This window comes from Bacillus sp. 220_BSPC, assembly GCF_001054655.1.
GTDB lineage: Bacteria > Bacillota > Bacilli > Bacillales > DSM-1321 > Peribacillus > Peribacillus frigoritolerans.
In genome coordinates, this window is sequence record NZ_JVPL01000006.1 from 1 (window position 1) to 15301 (window position 15301).

Here is a 15301-nt window from a genome sequence, read left to right on the forward strand (position 1 = left end):
ATGAAATGTTATTGGGGGACTTGATTTCCGTTCCAGGCACTCGCTTTCCGCGGGCGGTCTGCCCTCGGCTTGCGCCTCCTGCGGGGTATCCCCTGGACACGCTTTCCCCGCAGGAGTCTCGTACCTTACGTCCAATCAACTTTGTTTTGAAATTTAGATAGAAATCTTTTGTCCAAAAACTCAAATACAGGTTGTGTTGTTGCCCTGTATTTTTTTATTACTTGGATAGGCTCAATGAAGGCCCAAACAGAATACCATGCATGAGGTGGTGATTATATATGGATAATCAATATCAAAACTATCATGGGCAGGTTAATCCGATAAATCAGCAACATGATATTCAGTCAGCAGATGAATTTAACAGGCAACAGCAGGGGTTTCAACAAGGTTTTCGACAAGGATTTCGACAAGGGTATCGACAGGGGTATCGAGAAGGATTTCGAGCAGGGCAACAAGCGGGGTTTTTCCCAGGACCAAGACAAATGCCATCGTGGCCTAATGAAATTGACATAAGAGTTGGAACACCTAATGGTCAGGAATGGTCTGGTAAGGTTGTTTTACCACAAAATGGTCCGACTTTCGAGCCTTAACTTAATCCAGATATAAAAAATGATACCCTTCAATAGAAATGAAAAGTATCGATCGACAAAACTCCAATGAACATTAAATCCTAAAAAGGACCTGTCCACTTCAACGACAAGGTGTTTATCAACAAGAAAATCAACATTATAACAAAAAACCGGGCACATTGTGCCCGGTTTCTTAAATTCGCATCTTATTTTGCCGCTTTCGCCGCTTCGATTGCACCTTCGTAATTTGGATGGTTGGTACCTTCACTCACATATTCTACATATGTGATTTCATCAGAGCTGTTCACAACGAATACAGAGCGAGCCAATAGACGAAGTTCTTGCATGACGACACCATATGCTTCACCGAATGAAAGGTCACGGTGATCGGAAAGAACTTGAACATTGTCCAAGCCGCTGGCAGCACACCAGCGTTTTTGCGCGAAAGGAAGGTCGTTACTGATCGTCAGTACTTTCACATTATCCAATTTTGCCGCTTCTTCATTGAATTTACGTGTCTGTGCATCACATACGCCTGTATCCACGGATGGAACAACGCTGATAATGCGGACAGAACCTTTGGAGTCGCTTAAAGTAACCGGTGATAAGTCATTAGCCAATACTGTAAAATCAGGTGCTTTGTCCCCAACTTTTAGTTCTTGTCCCACTAAAGTGATCGGGTTGTTTTTAAATGTAACTGAAGCCATTAATAATTCCTCCCTTTTCTGCTATATGTACAAGCATAATAATATTTGTTTTGCCGGAATTTTGCAATTAATTGAATCAGGAAATGTGAATGGTGCTTGCACAAGTTCTGCATCCGAGCTTTTTTTGTGTAGTGGAAGAATGCAGCAAAAAGAAAAACTCGGCGGATGCCGAGTCGCAATTAGAAGTCTATATCCTGTTTAGGTTCTTGGTATCTGTTCACAGCTGGTTGACTGCCGCCTTGGTATTGATTATTTTTTTGGTTTTGATTATTGCCTTGCTTTTGATTATTGTCTTTCTTTGATAGCATGGACTGAATCTTATCGACGACTTGAGGAGCTAAATCCATCATTTTTTCGAGAAGATGCGTCCCTTCATCGAGATGAATCATTTTCACTCCATGGGAGCCGACAATCAAAAAGGCAATTGGCGTTATGGAAACCCCACCGCCGCTACCGCCGCCAAAAGGCTGCTTGGAACCACCTTGCTGTCCTTGATGGTTTCCATCCATCACAAATTCGCTGCCACCGGCTGCAAAACCAAACCCCACTTTGGATACGGTTAAAATGACACTTCCATCCGGAGTTTCTACCGGATCACCAATGATCGTGTTCACATCGACCATTTCTTTAAGATTTTCCATAGCTTCTTTCATTAAACCTTGGATCGGATGATCTGACATTTAAATTCCCTCCACTCTAGAACGATTGTTTATTGGAATCATCTGATAGCTTCGCTAATTTCCTCGACTTGAAATGCGGCTTTCCGCCTTTCCAATAACGAAGCAGTTTTATTCCAGTCACCATAGCCTGCCCGATTCTGAATTGTAATATGCAGGAAATCGACGTGTTTGCCTGCCATCTCTGAAAGTCGGGTGTAATGGAATAGGAGGGCATGATCCGAAAGTTGAAATAGGTTGTCAGCAAACCGATGATTGAACCTTTAAGTGCCCAGCATGCACCAGTTAAAACACCGGTGTGTGCAGCGTTTTTAGTACCGACCTTACTATGCCAGGTGAATTTTTTGACTTGGACTTTCCCAGCGAATTGACGGACGATCTTATGGAATCCGATTATATGCTGAAGCATTTCCAGAATGTCTGCGAATCCGTCACGCAAATCTTCGGCTGTGATTTTTTTCTTTTCTTCCTTTTTTGTTTTTCCGTTCATTTCTTGCTCTTCCTTTACAACTACGGTTGCCGAGTCATCTTCCATTTTCATGACCGGAACCTTGAATGTATAGTGAAAAAGCCCGTACCAAGCTGATAATTTAATATGTATTAGGTCATTCTTTTGGACACGTTTGTAGTCGATGGACACTTTTACTTTAGTGAAAACAACAATAAGCAGCACCAAAATGAGGATACCCATAATCAACAAAAGCCACTTCATGCACCCACACCCCTTCAGCCTATCATTATCGGCATATGCAAAAAAAATAAACCTGTAAAAGCGAAAATCACGCTCTTACAGATTTATGAATGAAAAAAATCATCTTCTGATCAACACAACGCCCGTGTCAGCAAAGACATCATGCAAAGCCTGTTTCTTCGGTAATAGGCCTGCCAAGAGATAGCCAATCCAAGTGACCTTTGAAATATAGCGGCCAATCAGCTCCCTGAACAATATCGTACCCCATGAAATGGTTTTTTTCTCTTCCTTCAAGGCAACGACTTTCAGCCCGAAAATCATCTTGCCTAGGGTTTGGTTCCAGAATTTGGTCATCAAAACAAAGTATAGGAAGAATACGACCCCCGTTAAGAACCCCTCTGCGGAGAACCAAAGGTCATCTGTCCCTTCATAAAATTTAAAGATGGGATGAATCAAGATCCGGTTCAAGCTTCCGATAACCAATAGATCCGCTAAATAGGCCCAAAACCTCATCCAAAAACCTGCAAAATGCACTTTCTTGACTTCGTCATCATCCACGGCCTTTTTGGCTGGTGTAAATTCCTGCTGAACGGGAACCTCTTGATCTGCCATTAGATTGGATGAAGCGATTTGTTCATTGTTTTCATTTCGTTCCGTCATCCTTCAGCCCCCCTATTCCGCATACAAATACATTAAGCGTGGAGAATTTGAAGAGGAAAGGATTTTTGTCAAGACTGCCGTTTCCACATCATTTCCCAACATTTTTTGCGCACCCATACTGAATAATGAACCGAAACCTGCCTCATCTGTATAACGGATAACTTGAGCATCCTTTTTACCGATATCAGTTTTCATAGCGGCAATTACATCATCCAAATGGCCGAAATCATCGATAAGATGGTTTTCTTTAGCCTGGCGTCCATCATAAATGCGGCCATCGGCAATTTCCCTTACTTCCTTCTCAGTCATACCGCGGCCGTCTGCAATGATTTTTACAAATTGATCATAAGAATTATCGATCATGCCTTGGAGTATTTCACGTTCTTCACCAGTCATTTCCCGGGTTGGACTCATAATATCTTTGTGTGGTCCGCTTTTGATGGTTTGGAACTCAACACCATACTTCTTGGCCAATTTCTCGTAATTATACCCCTGCATGATGACTCCAAGTGAACCGGTCATCGTTTCTGGGCTGGCATAAATCTTATCGGCTGGTGCAGAAATATAATATCCGCCTGAAGCAGCCATAGACCCCATTGATACATAAACAGGTTTTTTCACTTTCTTGATATCAAGGATCTTTTCATGAATCTCTGCACTTTCGACGACACCGCCGCCTGGAGAATTCACCCGAAGGATGATTCCTTTGATATCATCATTTTCCTCTGCCATCTTCAGCTTATCCATGAAGGCACGGTGATTATATGTTGTTGAACTAAGTAATGAGGCTTCTCCTGTATCTTGAATCGTGCCCTCTACATCAAATACGGCAATAACATTAGTGTAATCATCGCCTTCTATGACTTCCTCGTAAAATGCACTTTCGGAAGCAAATAATTCATCAATGATATTTTCCGTATCCGCTGTAAATAGAGTAGTGGCCGCCCCTACAGCAATAGAAACAAAAAATAAAACGGCTGCGATTCCAAGTGCAGCCCAACGCTTTCCATTCATCTGTTTTCCCCCTTAAATATATGTATCCTTCTTACCATACGAACTAATACCAAAAATGTTTTATTCCATGATAAACTAAGACATATAAAATTGTAGCAAAGAATCCTCAAATTGGAAATGCATTGGTCCATTTTGCACAAATTGCATTTATCGTAAACAGGATATAGAAAGCCCTTTCATCACCATACATACTAGGGGGGAAACATGATGAGCAATCGAAGGAATATTTATTTTTTCCATGCACCGAATGCTGAGATGCTTAGCAAGGTTGAATACTTATCAGACTTGGCGAAGCAACATTCGTATGAAGTCATCCAGGATTTCACAAAAGCGAACATCATCGTAAGCATCGGTGATGACGGCACATTCCTGCAGGCAGCCCGTAAAACCGGGTTCAGGGATGACTGTTTATATGCGGGCATTTCCACGACAGGAAACTTGAATATGTATTGCGATTTCCACTTGGAAGACAGTGATAAAATGATTGATGCCATGACAAGGGAGCAAATCGAGGTGCGTAAATATCCAACCATCTCTATCCAATTGGACGATCAGCCCTCCTTTTATGCCCTTAATGAACTCAGTATCCGCTCTTCGATCACCAAAACGTTCATCATGGATATTTTCATTGATCAACTCCATTTTGAAACTTTTCGCGGGGACGGGATCATCATTGCGACTCCGACCGGAAGCACTGCCTATAATAAATCGGTCAATGGGGCCGTTGTGGATCCCCTTCTCCCTTGCTTCCAAGTGAGCGAGCTTGCTTCCGTCAATAATAATACCTATCGGACCCTAGGCTCCTCATTCATCCTAAGCGGCGCTAAGACGTTGACCGTCCACCTTGAACAAAACGGACCAAGCTACCCGATCGTCGGAATGGACAATGAAGCGTTAAGCATCAATCATGTCGAAAAGGTTAAAGTCCGGTTAAGCGGTAAAGTCATCAAGACAGTAAAGCTAAAAGACAATTCCTTTTGGGAAAAGGTTAAAAGGACCTTTCTCTAAACGAAAAAAGGTACCGGATATGATAACCGGTACCTTTATATATGATAAAAATCTTTCGTATTTCGATAAAGGGCTTCATAGACATCCTCAAACGGCAATCCTTTAATCGAAGCAATTTGACGCACACTGTCATGCATCATGCCGGGATGGGTCCATTCCCCATTGAAAACCCCTTCAAACGGCCATGGTCCATCCGTTTCTATCATCATCAGCTTAAGTGGATAGGCCGAAACTAATTCCTGTATTTCCCTCTCATAACAAACATCAGGTGTAATCGAAATGAGGTAGCCCTTTTCCGCCATTCTTTCAACTGTCCGGATATCGCCTTTAAACCAATGAAAGTGTGCCCTTGTGATTTGATGCTTATCCAAAAGGTCGCAAACGATAGGTGCATCGTCATGGAGGGCATGAAGGATGACCGGCTTTTCAATCTCTTTAGCTAAGGTCAGGAACCTCTCCAGTATCACTATGTACGCTGAGTTATCAATATTTGGGTTTTCCTGCCTTAAGTAATAGGGCAGCCCGACCTCGCCTATGGCAACCATATTGTGACGATGTTCCCGCATCCAGTTCAATAATTCATTCACTTCTTCATCACTCGGGAGTGGCTGCTCTGGATGAAAACCAAAGGCAGGCTTAATTCGTGAATCTTTAAGTGAAAGCTGATAATTGTTAATCGAAGAAGCCAAATTCATGGAAACAGTCAGCAAGGATTCCAGCTGTACCTTTTCCATGTCTTTCAGGATCTGCTTCCGCTTAACAACATCATACTTATCCAAATGGATATGGCTGTCGATGATTCTCAAATGGTTTCGCCTCCTTACTTAAGTAGTGAAAGTTGGCTTGAGTGCTGCATATAATTCTCTCTTCAAATGAATAAATTCATCACTAAGAAGCTGTTCTTCTCGTCTTGGCCTTGAAAATGGAACTTTCACTTCTTTGATGACAGCAGCCGGTTTTGCTGATAACACATAAATTCTATCTGATAGGAAAACCGCTTCATCTATGCTGTGAGTGACAAAAAGCACCGACCTCCGATTTTCTTCCCATACCGACAACAGCCATTGTTGCATTTGCAATCTTGTCAGTTCATCCAAGGCAGAAAAGGGTTCGTCCAGGCACATCAAGTCCTGTGGACTTAAGATACTCCGAATGAATGCGGCCCTTTGCTTCATGCCTCCAGATAATTCATGCGGATATGCTTTATCGTATTCTTCTAAACCAGCTTTCATCAAAAGGGTTTTTGCCTTTTCTTTATCTCTGGTCCCAGTAAGTTCACTTCCAAGCAAAACATTTTCCAATATCGTTCTCCAAGGTAAAAGGGAAGGCTGCTGAGGCATATAGCTGATATGGCCCTTTAAGCCATTTATCTTTTTATCATCCAGTGAAATGATGCCATGATCAGGCTTCAAAATGCCGCCGATCAAGTGGAACAATGTACTTTTACCGCTTCCCGATGGCCCAAGGATCGTGACAAATTCCCCATCATTCACATGGAAATTCATATTCTCCAAAATATTCTGCTTGCCATCGAAAGAATAGGAGACGTCTTTAATTTCCAGCTTCATCCTTTTCGCCCTCCTTTCTCTTCCAAGAAACCAAGTATTTCTCCAGGAAAGTGATGATTCCAAAAAAGATCAGGCTCATTCCCATAATGATGAAAATGGCTACAAACACCCGATCTGTCCTGAACGCTGAAGAAGCGAGAGTCATATAAACACCAATCCCCGATTTTGCCCCAAGCCATTCCGAAATAACTGCACCCATTACACTATAGGTAGCTGAAATTTTCAGGCCGGAGAAAATGAACGGGATCGAGTGAGGAAGTTCCAGCTTCCAAAATAACTGGTTTTTTCCCGCTCCCATCATCTTGAAATAATGCTTAAGCTCGTATGGTGTCTGGCGAAAACCGTCCAATGATGCAACCGCAACCGGAAAAAAACATACAAGTGAAATCACGATTAACTTAGGCAGCATGCCAAAGCCAAACCAGATCACCAAAAGCGGCGCCAAAACAATGATGGGTATATTTTGTGATAGTATGAGCAGAGGATAAACCGCGTCCTTCACACCTGGAAATAGGTGTAGGATTGCCGCGATCAATAAGCCGATGCAACTTCCAATAAAAAATCCCGACAACGCAAGCTCGGTTGTGGATATAAGGTGTCCGTAAAGATTGCGGGACGACTCAATTCCTTCAATGAAAATGGCCGATGGAGCGGGAAGCAGCCATTCTTCAACTTTCAATAAGACTGTCACTGACTCCCATACTATCAGCAACAATAATAAAAGAAAGAAGGGAGCCCCCTTCTTCCAAATTCCCCTTCCGATCATGCCCGATATTTCTCCGTTAACGTATCCATCGTAATCCCGCTTGGCTGATATAATATTTTCACTTGTGAAATGACATTCGGCGATCCTATTTCAATCATTCTTACATTCATTTTTTCTATCACGGCAAAAAGCTCGGAAAGTTCCCCCTCCATTGTCGTTTCTAGCGGGTGAACCTCATACTTGACACCTGATTCTTCAATGATCTTGATTGCTTCATCGACCATAGGGATGACATTTTCCCCTTTAGGAATAATTTGTATACTAATTAATGAATTGGCCATTGTATCTCCTCCTAGTTTGGTAAAAATTCATTGGTAAATGCCTTTTCAGGATCGAAATCACCTTCAAGAAGCTTATTTTCAGTCATCCACTCACTGTAATTCTTCCAAATTTCAAGCTTTTGTTCACCCCATCGCGGAGCATCATCCTGATACTTGTCTGCAAGCCACTCCTGGCTTCTCTTCACCAGTTTTGGATCAAGATCCGGTGCAGACTCGATTAACATATCCGCTGCATCATCAGGATTCTTAATCGCAAACTGGTACCCTTTCGAAGCTGCATGAACGAATGCTTTAACAGTCTCGGGATCTTCTTTTATCATCTTTTCATTTGTAGTCAAAACAGGCGTATAGTAATCAAGCTTATCAGAGTATTCGGTTAAGTACACCATATTAAGCTTTTCATTCCGCAGCTCGGCCTCAATGCCTGTCCAACCATAATAAATCCAGGCAAAATCTATATCCCTTTTAACAGAAGTGAAAAAATCCATGTCCCCTGTATTGACTATGTCCACTTCATTTACATCCGCATTTTCCTTTTTCATGAGTGAATCAATAATGGCCTTTTCAACCGGAGATCCCCAGCCGCCATAAGTCTTCCCTTCAAAATCCTTGGGAGTCGTAATGTCCTTTTCCTCTGGGGAAGCGAATCCCGAGGTATTATGCTGGATGACGGCAGCTACCGAAACAATCGGCACGCCCTGCACGCGGGCCTGTGTTATGCCCTCCTGGTAGCTCACGCCAAATTCAGATTTCCCTGAAGCGACAAGCTTATCAGCACCAGCTTCACCTGGCATGATAATTTCCACATCAAGACCTTGTTCTTTAAAATAACCTTTTTCCTTGGCTACATACAATCCTGTATGGTTTGTATTCGGTGTCCAATCGAGCACGACCGATACCTTTTTTAATTCTTCATTTTTAGATGCTTCTTCTTTTTCATTAGTTCCGCCTGCTCCGCATCCAGCTAAAAGGAAGAACGAAGTTAACAGTGGTAAGAATTTATTCAAGTCATTATCCTCCTACACATCTTATAAGATTCATATGCCGGAACCATGATGGGGCTCCAGGGCTATTCAAATACTGGATAAAAAGCAAAAAACGCCCGAAGATGAATTCGGACGTTAACATACAAAACAGAAAATCAGTCATAATATGTTCCCTCCGCTGGCATCACCCAGATCAGGTTCAAAGAGTCAGCATCTAATGGATGCAATCTCAGCCAGCAGTACTGGCCCCCCTACATTTCTCGCACATATGAACTTTTCTCTCTCATTATATCAATTCATAGGGAAAAAGGAATACTAATTTGCTTCTACTCTCTAATTTGAAAGGTATTCCTTGCACTTCAGGATATCTTGCAAAACATCTTTTGGAACGAAAATCATTGAAAGCAAAATAGTTCTGCCTCTTTCCGTTCCAATCATTCCTAGCTGCAACGGTGGCGGACACGTTCCAAATAGTCATTTCTTTGCAAGCATTCATATAATGAGCATTACGTGTAGACATTTTTGTTTACTGGTTTTATTAAACCCTTAATTTCATAAGCAAAAGGTGGATATGTCATGATAAAGATTAATCACAAATGGTTAGATGTCAGTCAAATCCAACCAGGTGCAGCCTCTGCCAGATCGCTTGAAACTCTTCAATGCTTGGCGGAAGATTCTAACGTTTTTGAATACCGGAACTTTGGGGATTTTAATTTCGAGATACAGCTGAGGAACCGGGTCATAGAGGCAGCTATTGCGTTGGATAAAAGCGGGCCGGAATTTTCCACACTTGAGGAGTCTCAATCCAATCAGCGTTATTGGCACCTTTCAAAGGATGGCACCTTCACCCTTCAGCCAGGGATTCTCCCTCATGATGCGCTCGTTGACATTTTCATGAATGGGGGGCTTTATGCCTTCGAATGCGGGACAGCAATAGTCGTCACTTTTTTAAAGGCGATTTTGGATTTAATCGGCCCCAGGAATTTCGACTATCTTTTTTCAGACCTATTTTTATATGACTGGCGCCCTCCAAGGAATATGGCTCTCAACGTTCACCAGGGAAGGGACTATTTACCAGGTGATTGCGTTTACTTCAAAAACCCTGATCACGACTTGGCAACCCCTGAATGGCAAGGTGAAAATGCCATATTATTAGGGAATAACCTCTTTTATGGCCACGGGATCGGGATTACCACTGCACAGGGAATCATCGATGAATTAAATAGCAATAGAAAGCCGTACGCCACCATATCAGCATTCCTGACAACACATATCATTTTCCTGGATAGTTCCTTCTATAGACAATTCCAACTGAATTCCCCCCGTGCCAATCCCGATAACAGTCCTGCCTGCCTTTCCAATTGTATTGTTTCTGAAATAGGTTCGAAGATATACCTTTCATGACCCTGGCATTTCGCCTATGCCATAAAACCGTTTTATTGAGTAACGACATAAAAAAAAATGCTTGGGCAGAAATCTCCCCAAGCATTTTTTTCTTTTCACGCACCAATATTCCCTTTGCCTTTGAACCTGCGGGCACTTGCCTGCCCCCATTTCGTTATGGATAGTGTATAAACAGCCAAAGCTGACCATATGAACAAAAAGGCTAAAAGATGTGCTTTGGTGAAACTTTCATGATAGACGAATACCCCGATCAATAAAGATAAGGTCGGAGCGATATACTGAAAAATGCCAAGCATCGATAACGGGATCTTCTCCGCCCCTTTTGCAAAATATAAAAGAGGCAATGCCGTGGCAATCCCGCCGCCCACCAACAGCAAGCTTGTGCTTCCGTCTGTAAAGAATTGCATTTCCGACCTGTTCATCAAGTAAATCAGGTAACCTAGGGCCAGAGGCGTTACCATCATCGTTTCAAGCGTCAGCCCGATTGCCGATTCGGCCTTGATCATTTTTTTTGCCAGACCGTATAATCCAAAGGTCATGGCCAAAACAAGAGAGATCCACGGGATCGTGCCGAAATGAATGCCAAGGATCAAGACTCCGATTCCTGCAAGCAGGAATGAAATGATTTGGGCCCCGCTCAATTTTTCTTTTAAGACTATCACTCCCAATAGTACACTGACGAGCGGATTGATATAATATCCAAGGCTCGTGTCGAGGATCCGTCCTGAGTTAACGGCCCATATGAACACTCCCCAATTAGCTGTAACAAGCAGTGACGCCGTTAGCAATGCCGTAAAGAGTTTCGGATTTCCCATTATGTTTTTGACATAATCAAGAAACGCCTGCCATTTTTTCATGAACATCAATAAAACCAGCATGAACACGAAAGACCATAATACCCTCTGAGCTAAAATTTCTATTGCACCGACTCCCTGAAGGAACTTCCAGTAAACCGGCACAACTCCCCACATCATGTAAGAAAGGGCTGCATAAATCGCCCCTTCTTTTTGTTGATCCACTTTCATAACAAGCCTTCTTTCCATTTACATTCCTTTATCTAATTCCATCTAACAATTTTGTATTTCCATTTCTTTTTTTGCAACTGTTAATTTTTATCATACATGATTTTGTCATCGATGACCGTCATGACCGCCTCAGCTTTCAGGAGATCATCCGGTGCAACAGCAAAGACATCCAGATTAAACACGGTAAAATCGGCATCGTACCCTTTATTGATCACACCGCGGCGTTTTTCCTGGCCGATTGCTGCAGCACTCCCTTTGGTATACAATGCGAAAGCCTCGAAAACGGAAAGCCTTTCAGACAAACCATATACGGTACGGTCCTCACTGTTGATTTTCATCCTTGTGACAGCTGCATGAATGCCCAAAATCGGATTTAATGGTTCAATGGGTGCATCCGATCCTCCCGCACAAATGATGCCCAAATTCAAATAGGTTCTCCAGGCATAGGAGGATTCCAATAGATCGGCTGGCACCTTTTCTTCCACCCACGGAAAATCGGACGGAACGAACCCCGGTTGGATATCAAAGATTACCGGCAGCTTCGCCGCCCGCTCCAAAAGCTCCGGCCGAACAATCTGCGCATGGATGAGCCGGTCCCTCTGTCCCTTTTTCGGGGGGAGGGCTTCAATTGCATTCAAGACGTATTCAAAAGCGAGATCGCCAATCGCATGGACAGCAATCGGCATTCCGGCAGCCCTTGCTTTTTCCACCCATTCCTGAAGCTCGTTTTCAGTGAATATCGCGACTCCATTCGTATTCTTTTGATCTACATAAGGTTCGCTCAACAGGGCTGTGCGTCCGCCTAAGGAGCCGTCGGTAAAGATCTTCATGCTGTCGAATTTGATATATCGCGTACCTTTCTGATAGCCGCCGCCTGCTGCCAGCATTTCTTCAAACGCTTCGTGATGGACGAGCAAGTTGGCGCGAAAGGCCATTTCCCGGTCCTCGATTACCGATTTAAACGCCTGATATGTCGGCATGAAGCCATTGTAGTAATGGAGGTCCTCGGTATGCCCCCCAGTCAAACCTAGCTTATATGCGTCTTCTATGGCCTCTGTGAGCGCGTTTTCGATATACTCTTGATCAATGCCGGGAAGGCTGTCTAAAATGAGGTTCTGCGCCTGGCTTTCTTTAAATAATCCATTTAAACGTCCGTCAGGATAACGGCAGATCACCCCGCCTGAAGGTTCTTTTATATCTTCTTTAATATCCGCTTCCAAAAGGGCGCGCGAATTGACCACCAAGGCATGACGGCAGATCCTTTTCAATACGATGGGATGATCTGCCGATATCGCGTCAAGCTCATCCCGTAATATCAATTCAGGTCTCGGCCATTCATTTTCATTCCACCCTTCGGCAACGATCCACTTTCCGGCCGGGGTCTTTGAGCACTTTTCCTTCAAGGATTCCATGATCGACTCCCTGCTATCCATCAAAGAGAGGTCTAGACGAAGCAGCCTTTCACCATGTCCGACCAAATGAAGGTGACTATCCACTAATCCCGGCAGCATCGTTTGTCCTTTTAAGTCGATTTCCCTGGAAATATTGCCGGCATGTTCATTTTTCAAATGGTCCAGGCTGCCGGTATCAACAATTACCCCCTTTTCAGTGAAGACTGCCTCCACTTGTTCATTTTCTTTAACCATCGTATAAATCGACCCATTGAACCATAACGTTCCCATTCCGGCTTTACACTCCTTATTAAATGATTGTTACTGTGCAGATATGCAGTAAGTGTACCATCTCATATCATGAATTCCCATATTTACGCTTTTACCCAAGCCCCTGTCAATAAAAAAAAGCCAGCCTTGGAGGCTGACGGTCATGCATTTCGATCAATTGTTAAGAAGTGCTTCTTCCCTTTTCCGTAAATCCACCCGTTTGATTTTACCTGATGTCGTTTTGGGCAGCTCTTCTAAAAATTCGATTTTCCTTGGATATTTATATGGAGCAGTCAATTCTTTCACGTGCGATTGAAGCGTCTTGATCAAGTCCTGGCTGTTCGGATCGATATCATCCATCAAGACGACATACGCCTTGACCACATTTCCCCTTATTTCATCAGGACTTGCTATAACGGCACACTCTTTAACATATGGATGCTTAACGAGTGCATCTTCCACTTCAAACGGTCCGATCGTATATCCCGAACTGATGATGATATCATCAGAACGACCCTCAAACCAGAAATAACCATCCTCATCCTTTTTCGCTTGATCGCCGGTGATATAATAGTCCCCGCGGAACTGCTGCGATGTCCGCTCGGGATCTTTAAAATATTCCTTAAATAGGGCAGGTGTATCGACATGTACGGCAATATCCCCCACTACGCCAGGCGAACAAGGTTTACCGGAATCATCGATGATTTCCACATGGTTGCCCGGAGTCGGTTTGCCCATTGAGCCCAATTTAATTTCCATGCCTTTCGTTACACCAACCAACAAGGTATTTTCGGTCTGTCCATACCCATCACGCACTTCAATCTGGAAATGGTTCTTAAAGACCTCGAACACTTTTTGATTTAAAGGCTCTCCCGCCGATACAGCACTGTGAAGATGGGATAAATCATAATCATCAAGGTTATCCACCTTTGCAATCAATCGATATTCGGTTGGCGTGCAGCATAATGCATTCACTTTGTAGTCCTGTAGCAGCTGAAGATATTTTTTCGCCTCGAACTTTCCATGATAGGCAAGGCCTGTCGCTCCTGTCCCCAGAACCGCCAGGAAAGGACTCCAGATCCACTTTTGCCACCCTGGGCCTGCCGTTGCCCAAACGACATCCGTTTCGCTGATCCCGAGCCAGTTTGCAGCAGACGTTTTCAAATGGGCATAAGCCCATCCATGTGTATGGACGACCCCTTTTGGATTCCCTGTCGTTCCGGAAGTATACGATAAGAATGCCATATCCTCACTCTTCGTGTCAGCCATGGTCAGCTGATCGGATTCCTCATCGGCGAGCTCATTCAAATCCAGCCAATTTTCGATTCGTTTTCCGATTGAAAACTTCAGGAGGCTTTCCGCTCCTTCTATTTCATTCAATTCGTCAGTATATTCATGATAACTGATGATTCCTTTGACATCACCATGGTTGACTCGGTACTGCAAGTCCTTCGCACGAAGCATTTCAGAACAAGGGATGACAATCATGCCAATTTTCAATGCGGCTAAATACACTTGATAAGCTTCCACCAAACGGGGGATTATGATGAGGACCGTATCACCTTTACCCAGTCCTTTTTTCTTGAAGGCATTTCCAATTTTATTTGCACTTTTTAATAAATTCTCATATGTAAGTTGTTTTTTATCTCCGGTTTCGTTCTCCCAAAGTACGGCAACTTTACCTGGATCTTTTGCATAACGTTCCATTTCACTCACTAAGTTGTAATGTTCCGGAGCCAATAAGTCTTCACGCTTCATATTCTTCCCCTCCAATTATGAACTCTTAGTACCTACTCATTATACAAGATACTTCTCTAAAATTTCTATTTATTTTTACAAATTAAAAAAGAGAGCGGGTGTAGAATCCGCTCTCTTATAGCCTGTAGACAATTCCTAAAGTGAGTTTGCCTTCAGTTTTTTCAATAAAACATTCCAGTTGATTTCAAAGATCCGCTCCCTTTCCGCCGACTGCCTGCCAAGCCTCATCAAAGCAAGCCCCTGTGGGGTCTCGGCTACCCAGTTATTCGGCAGGAGTGTCGCACATTTCTTCAATCCTTTAAGGAATACTGAAGGATAATCTAGTTTACTTTTTAAATTTTGGTTCGAGGCGAGAGCAATTCGGAACTCCTTTTGCCGAAAAATTGATGAAACCGCCAGACTAAAGACGAATTGGAGAAGAGGAGCCAGTTTCCCTACAATATTTCTTAAAAAAGAAGTTCCAGTGATTGGAACGGAAGGTACGAGACTCCTGCGGGAAAAGCGTGGCCAAGGGAGACCCCGCAGG

At 43.3% G+C, this 15301-nt stretch carries 17 protein-coding genes and 1 riboswitch; of the genes, 3 read left to right on the forward strand and 14 right to left on the reverse strand.

Annotation, left to right across the window (positions count from 1 at the left end; translation table 11 throughout):
• Positions 1-278: 278 nt before the first annotated feature.
• A complete protein-coding gene (locus tag ADA55_RS00570) occupies positions 279-590 on the forward strand; it encodes a hypothetical protein (RefSeq protein WP_034309173.1) in 312 nt (103 codons plus the stop codon).
• 185 nt (positions 591-775) lie between these two features.
• On the opposite strand, the gene tpx is transcribed toward ADA55_RS00570, so the two are convergent.
• The 5 genes from tpx to sppA form a co-directional block, all read right to left on the reverse strand.
• Positions 776-1276, reverse strand: coding sequence for a thiol peroxidase (tpx, locus tag ADA55_RS00575; RefSeq protein ID WP_034309176.1), 501 nt, complete (start codon positions 1274-1276; stop codon positions 776-778).
• 179 nt (positions 1277-1455) lie between these two features.
• A complete protein-coding gene (gene ytfJ / locus ADA55_RS00580; RefSeq protein ID WP_048677933.1) occupies positions 1456-1956 on the reverse strand; it encodes a GerW family sporulation protein in 501 nt (166 codons plus the stop codon).
• A 16-nt stretch (positions 1957-1972) separates the two neighbouring features.
• Entirely contained in the window at positions 1973-2665 is a 693-nt protein-coding gene (locus ADA55_RS00585; RefSeq protein ID WP_048677934.1) for a DUF2953 domain-containing protein, read from the reverse strand.
• 99 nt (positions 2666-2764) lie between these two features.
• Positions 2765-3304 (reverse strand): RDD family protein, encoded by a 540-nt coding sequence (locus ADA55_RS00590; protein WP_072273375.1) that lies wholly within the window; start codon positions 3302-3304, stop codon positions 2765-2767.
• A 12-nt stretch (positions 3305-3316) separates the two neighbouring features.
• Positions 3317-4318, reverse strand: coding sequence for a signal peptide peptidase SppA (gene sppA, locus ADA55_RS00595; RefSeq protein ID WP_048677935.1), 1002 nt, complete (start codon positions 4316-4318; stop codon positions 3317-3319).
• 207 nt (positions 4319-4525) lie between these two features.
• On the opposite strand from sppA, the gene ADA55_RS00600 reads away from it, so the two are divergent.
• Positions 4526-5326 (forward strand): NAD kinase, encoded by an 801-nt coding sequence (locus ADA55_RS00600; RefSeq protein ID WP_048677936.1) that lies wholly within the window; start codon positions 4526-4528, stop codon positions 5324-5326.
• A gap of 35 nt (positions 5327-5361) precedes the next feature.
• Here ADA55_RS00600 and ADA55_RS00605 read toward each other — a convergent pair whose 3' ends face one another.
• From ADA55_RS00605 to ADA55_RS00625, 5 genes are read right to left on the reverse strand one after another with little or no spacing between them, the layout of a single operon-like run.
• Entirely contained in the window at positions 5362-6132 is a 771-nt protein-coding gene (locus ADA55_RS00605; RefSeq protein WP_048677937.1) for a TatD family hydrolase, read from the reverse strand.
• Between the two features lie 18 nt (positions 6133-6150).
• On the reverse strand, positions 6151-6894 hold the full coding sequence (locus ADA55_RS00610; RefSeq protein ID WP_048677938.1) for an ABC transporter ATP-binding protein: 744 nt from the start codon (positions 6892-6894) through the stop codon (positions 6151-6153).
• Positions 6878-7660, reverse strand: a complete 783-nt coding sequence (locus tag ADA55_RS00615; RefSeq protein WP_048677939.1) for an ABC transporter permease — start codon at positions 7658-7660, stop codon at positions 6878-6880. The genes ADA55_RS00610 and ADA55_RS00615 overlap by 17 nt, the downstream gene beginning before the upstream one ends.
• Positions 7657-7941, reverse strand: coding sequence for a thiamine-binding protein (locus tag ADA55_RS00620; protein WP_034309193.1), 285 nt, complete (start codon positions 7939-7941; stop codon positions 7657-7659). Before ADA55_RS00620 ends, ADA55_RS00615 begins: the two co-directional genes overlap by 4 nt.
• An 11-nt stretch (positions 7942-7952) precedes the next feature.
• Positions 7953-8948 (reverse strand): ABC transporter substrate-binding protein, encoded by a 996-nt coding sequence (locus ADA55_RS00625; protein ID WP_048677940.1) that lies wholly within the window; start codon positions 8946-8948, stop codon positions 7953-7955.
• Between the two features lie 132 nt (positions 8949-9080).
• A riboswitch (TPP riboswitch) is annotated at positions 9081-9190 on the reverse strand.
• A 313-nt stretch (positions 9191-9503) separates the two neighbouring features.
• On the opposite strand from ADA55_RS00625, the gene ADA55_RS00630 reads away from it, so the two are divergent.
• A complete protein-coding gene (locus ADA55_RS00630; protein ID WP_065421087.1) occupies positions 9504-10331 on the forward strand; it encodes a protein-glutamine gamma-glutamyltransferase in 828 nt (275 codons plus the stop codon).
• Between the two features lie 95 nt (positions 10332-10426).
• Here ADA55_RS00630 and rarD read toward each other — a convergent pair whose 3' ends face one another.
• From rarD to ADA55_RS29800, 4 genes are all read right to left on the reverse strand, one after another.
• Positions 10427-11356, reverse strand: a complete 930-nt coding sequence (gene rarD, locus ADA55_RS00635; protein ID WP_048677941.1) for an EamA family transporter RarD — start codon at positions 11354-11356, stop codon at positions 10427-10429.
• Between the two features lie 80 nt (positions 11357-11436).
• Positions 11437-13038, reverse strand: coding sequence for an amidohydrolase (locus ADA55_RS00640; protein WP_048677942.1), 1602 nt, complete (start codon positions 13036-13038; stop codon positions 11437-11439).
• Positions 13039-13191: 153 nt separating this feature from the next.
• Positions 13192-14775, reverse strand: coding sequence for an acyl-CoA synthetase MbcS (gene mbcS, locus ADA55_RS00645; protein ID WP_048677943.1), 1584 nt, complete (start codon positions 14773-14775; stop codon positions 13192-13194).
• Between the two features lie 135 nt (positions 14776-14910).
• Positions 14911-15301: hypothetical protein (locus ADA55_RS29800; RefSeq protein WP_048677944.1), on the reverse strand; the 391-nt coding region annotated here is incomplete at its 5' end.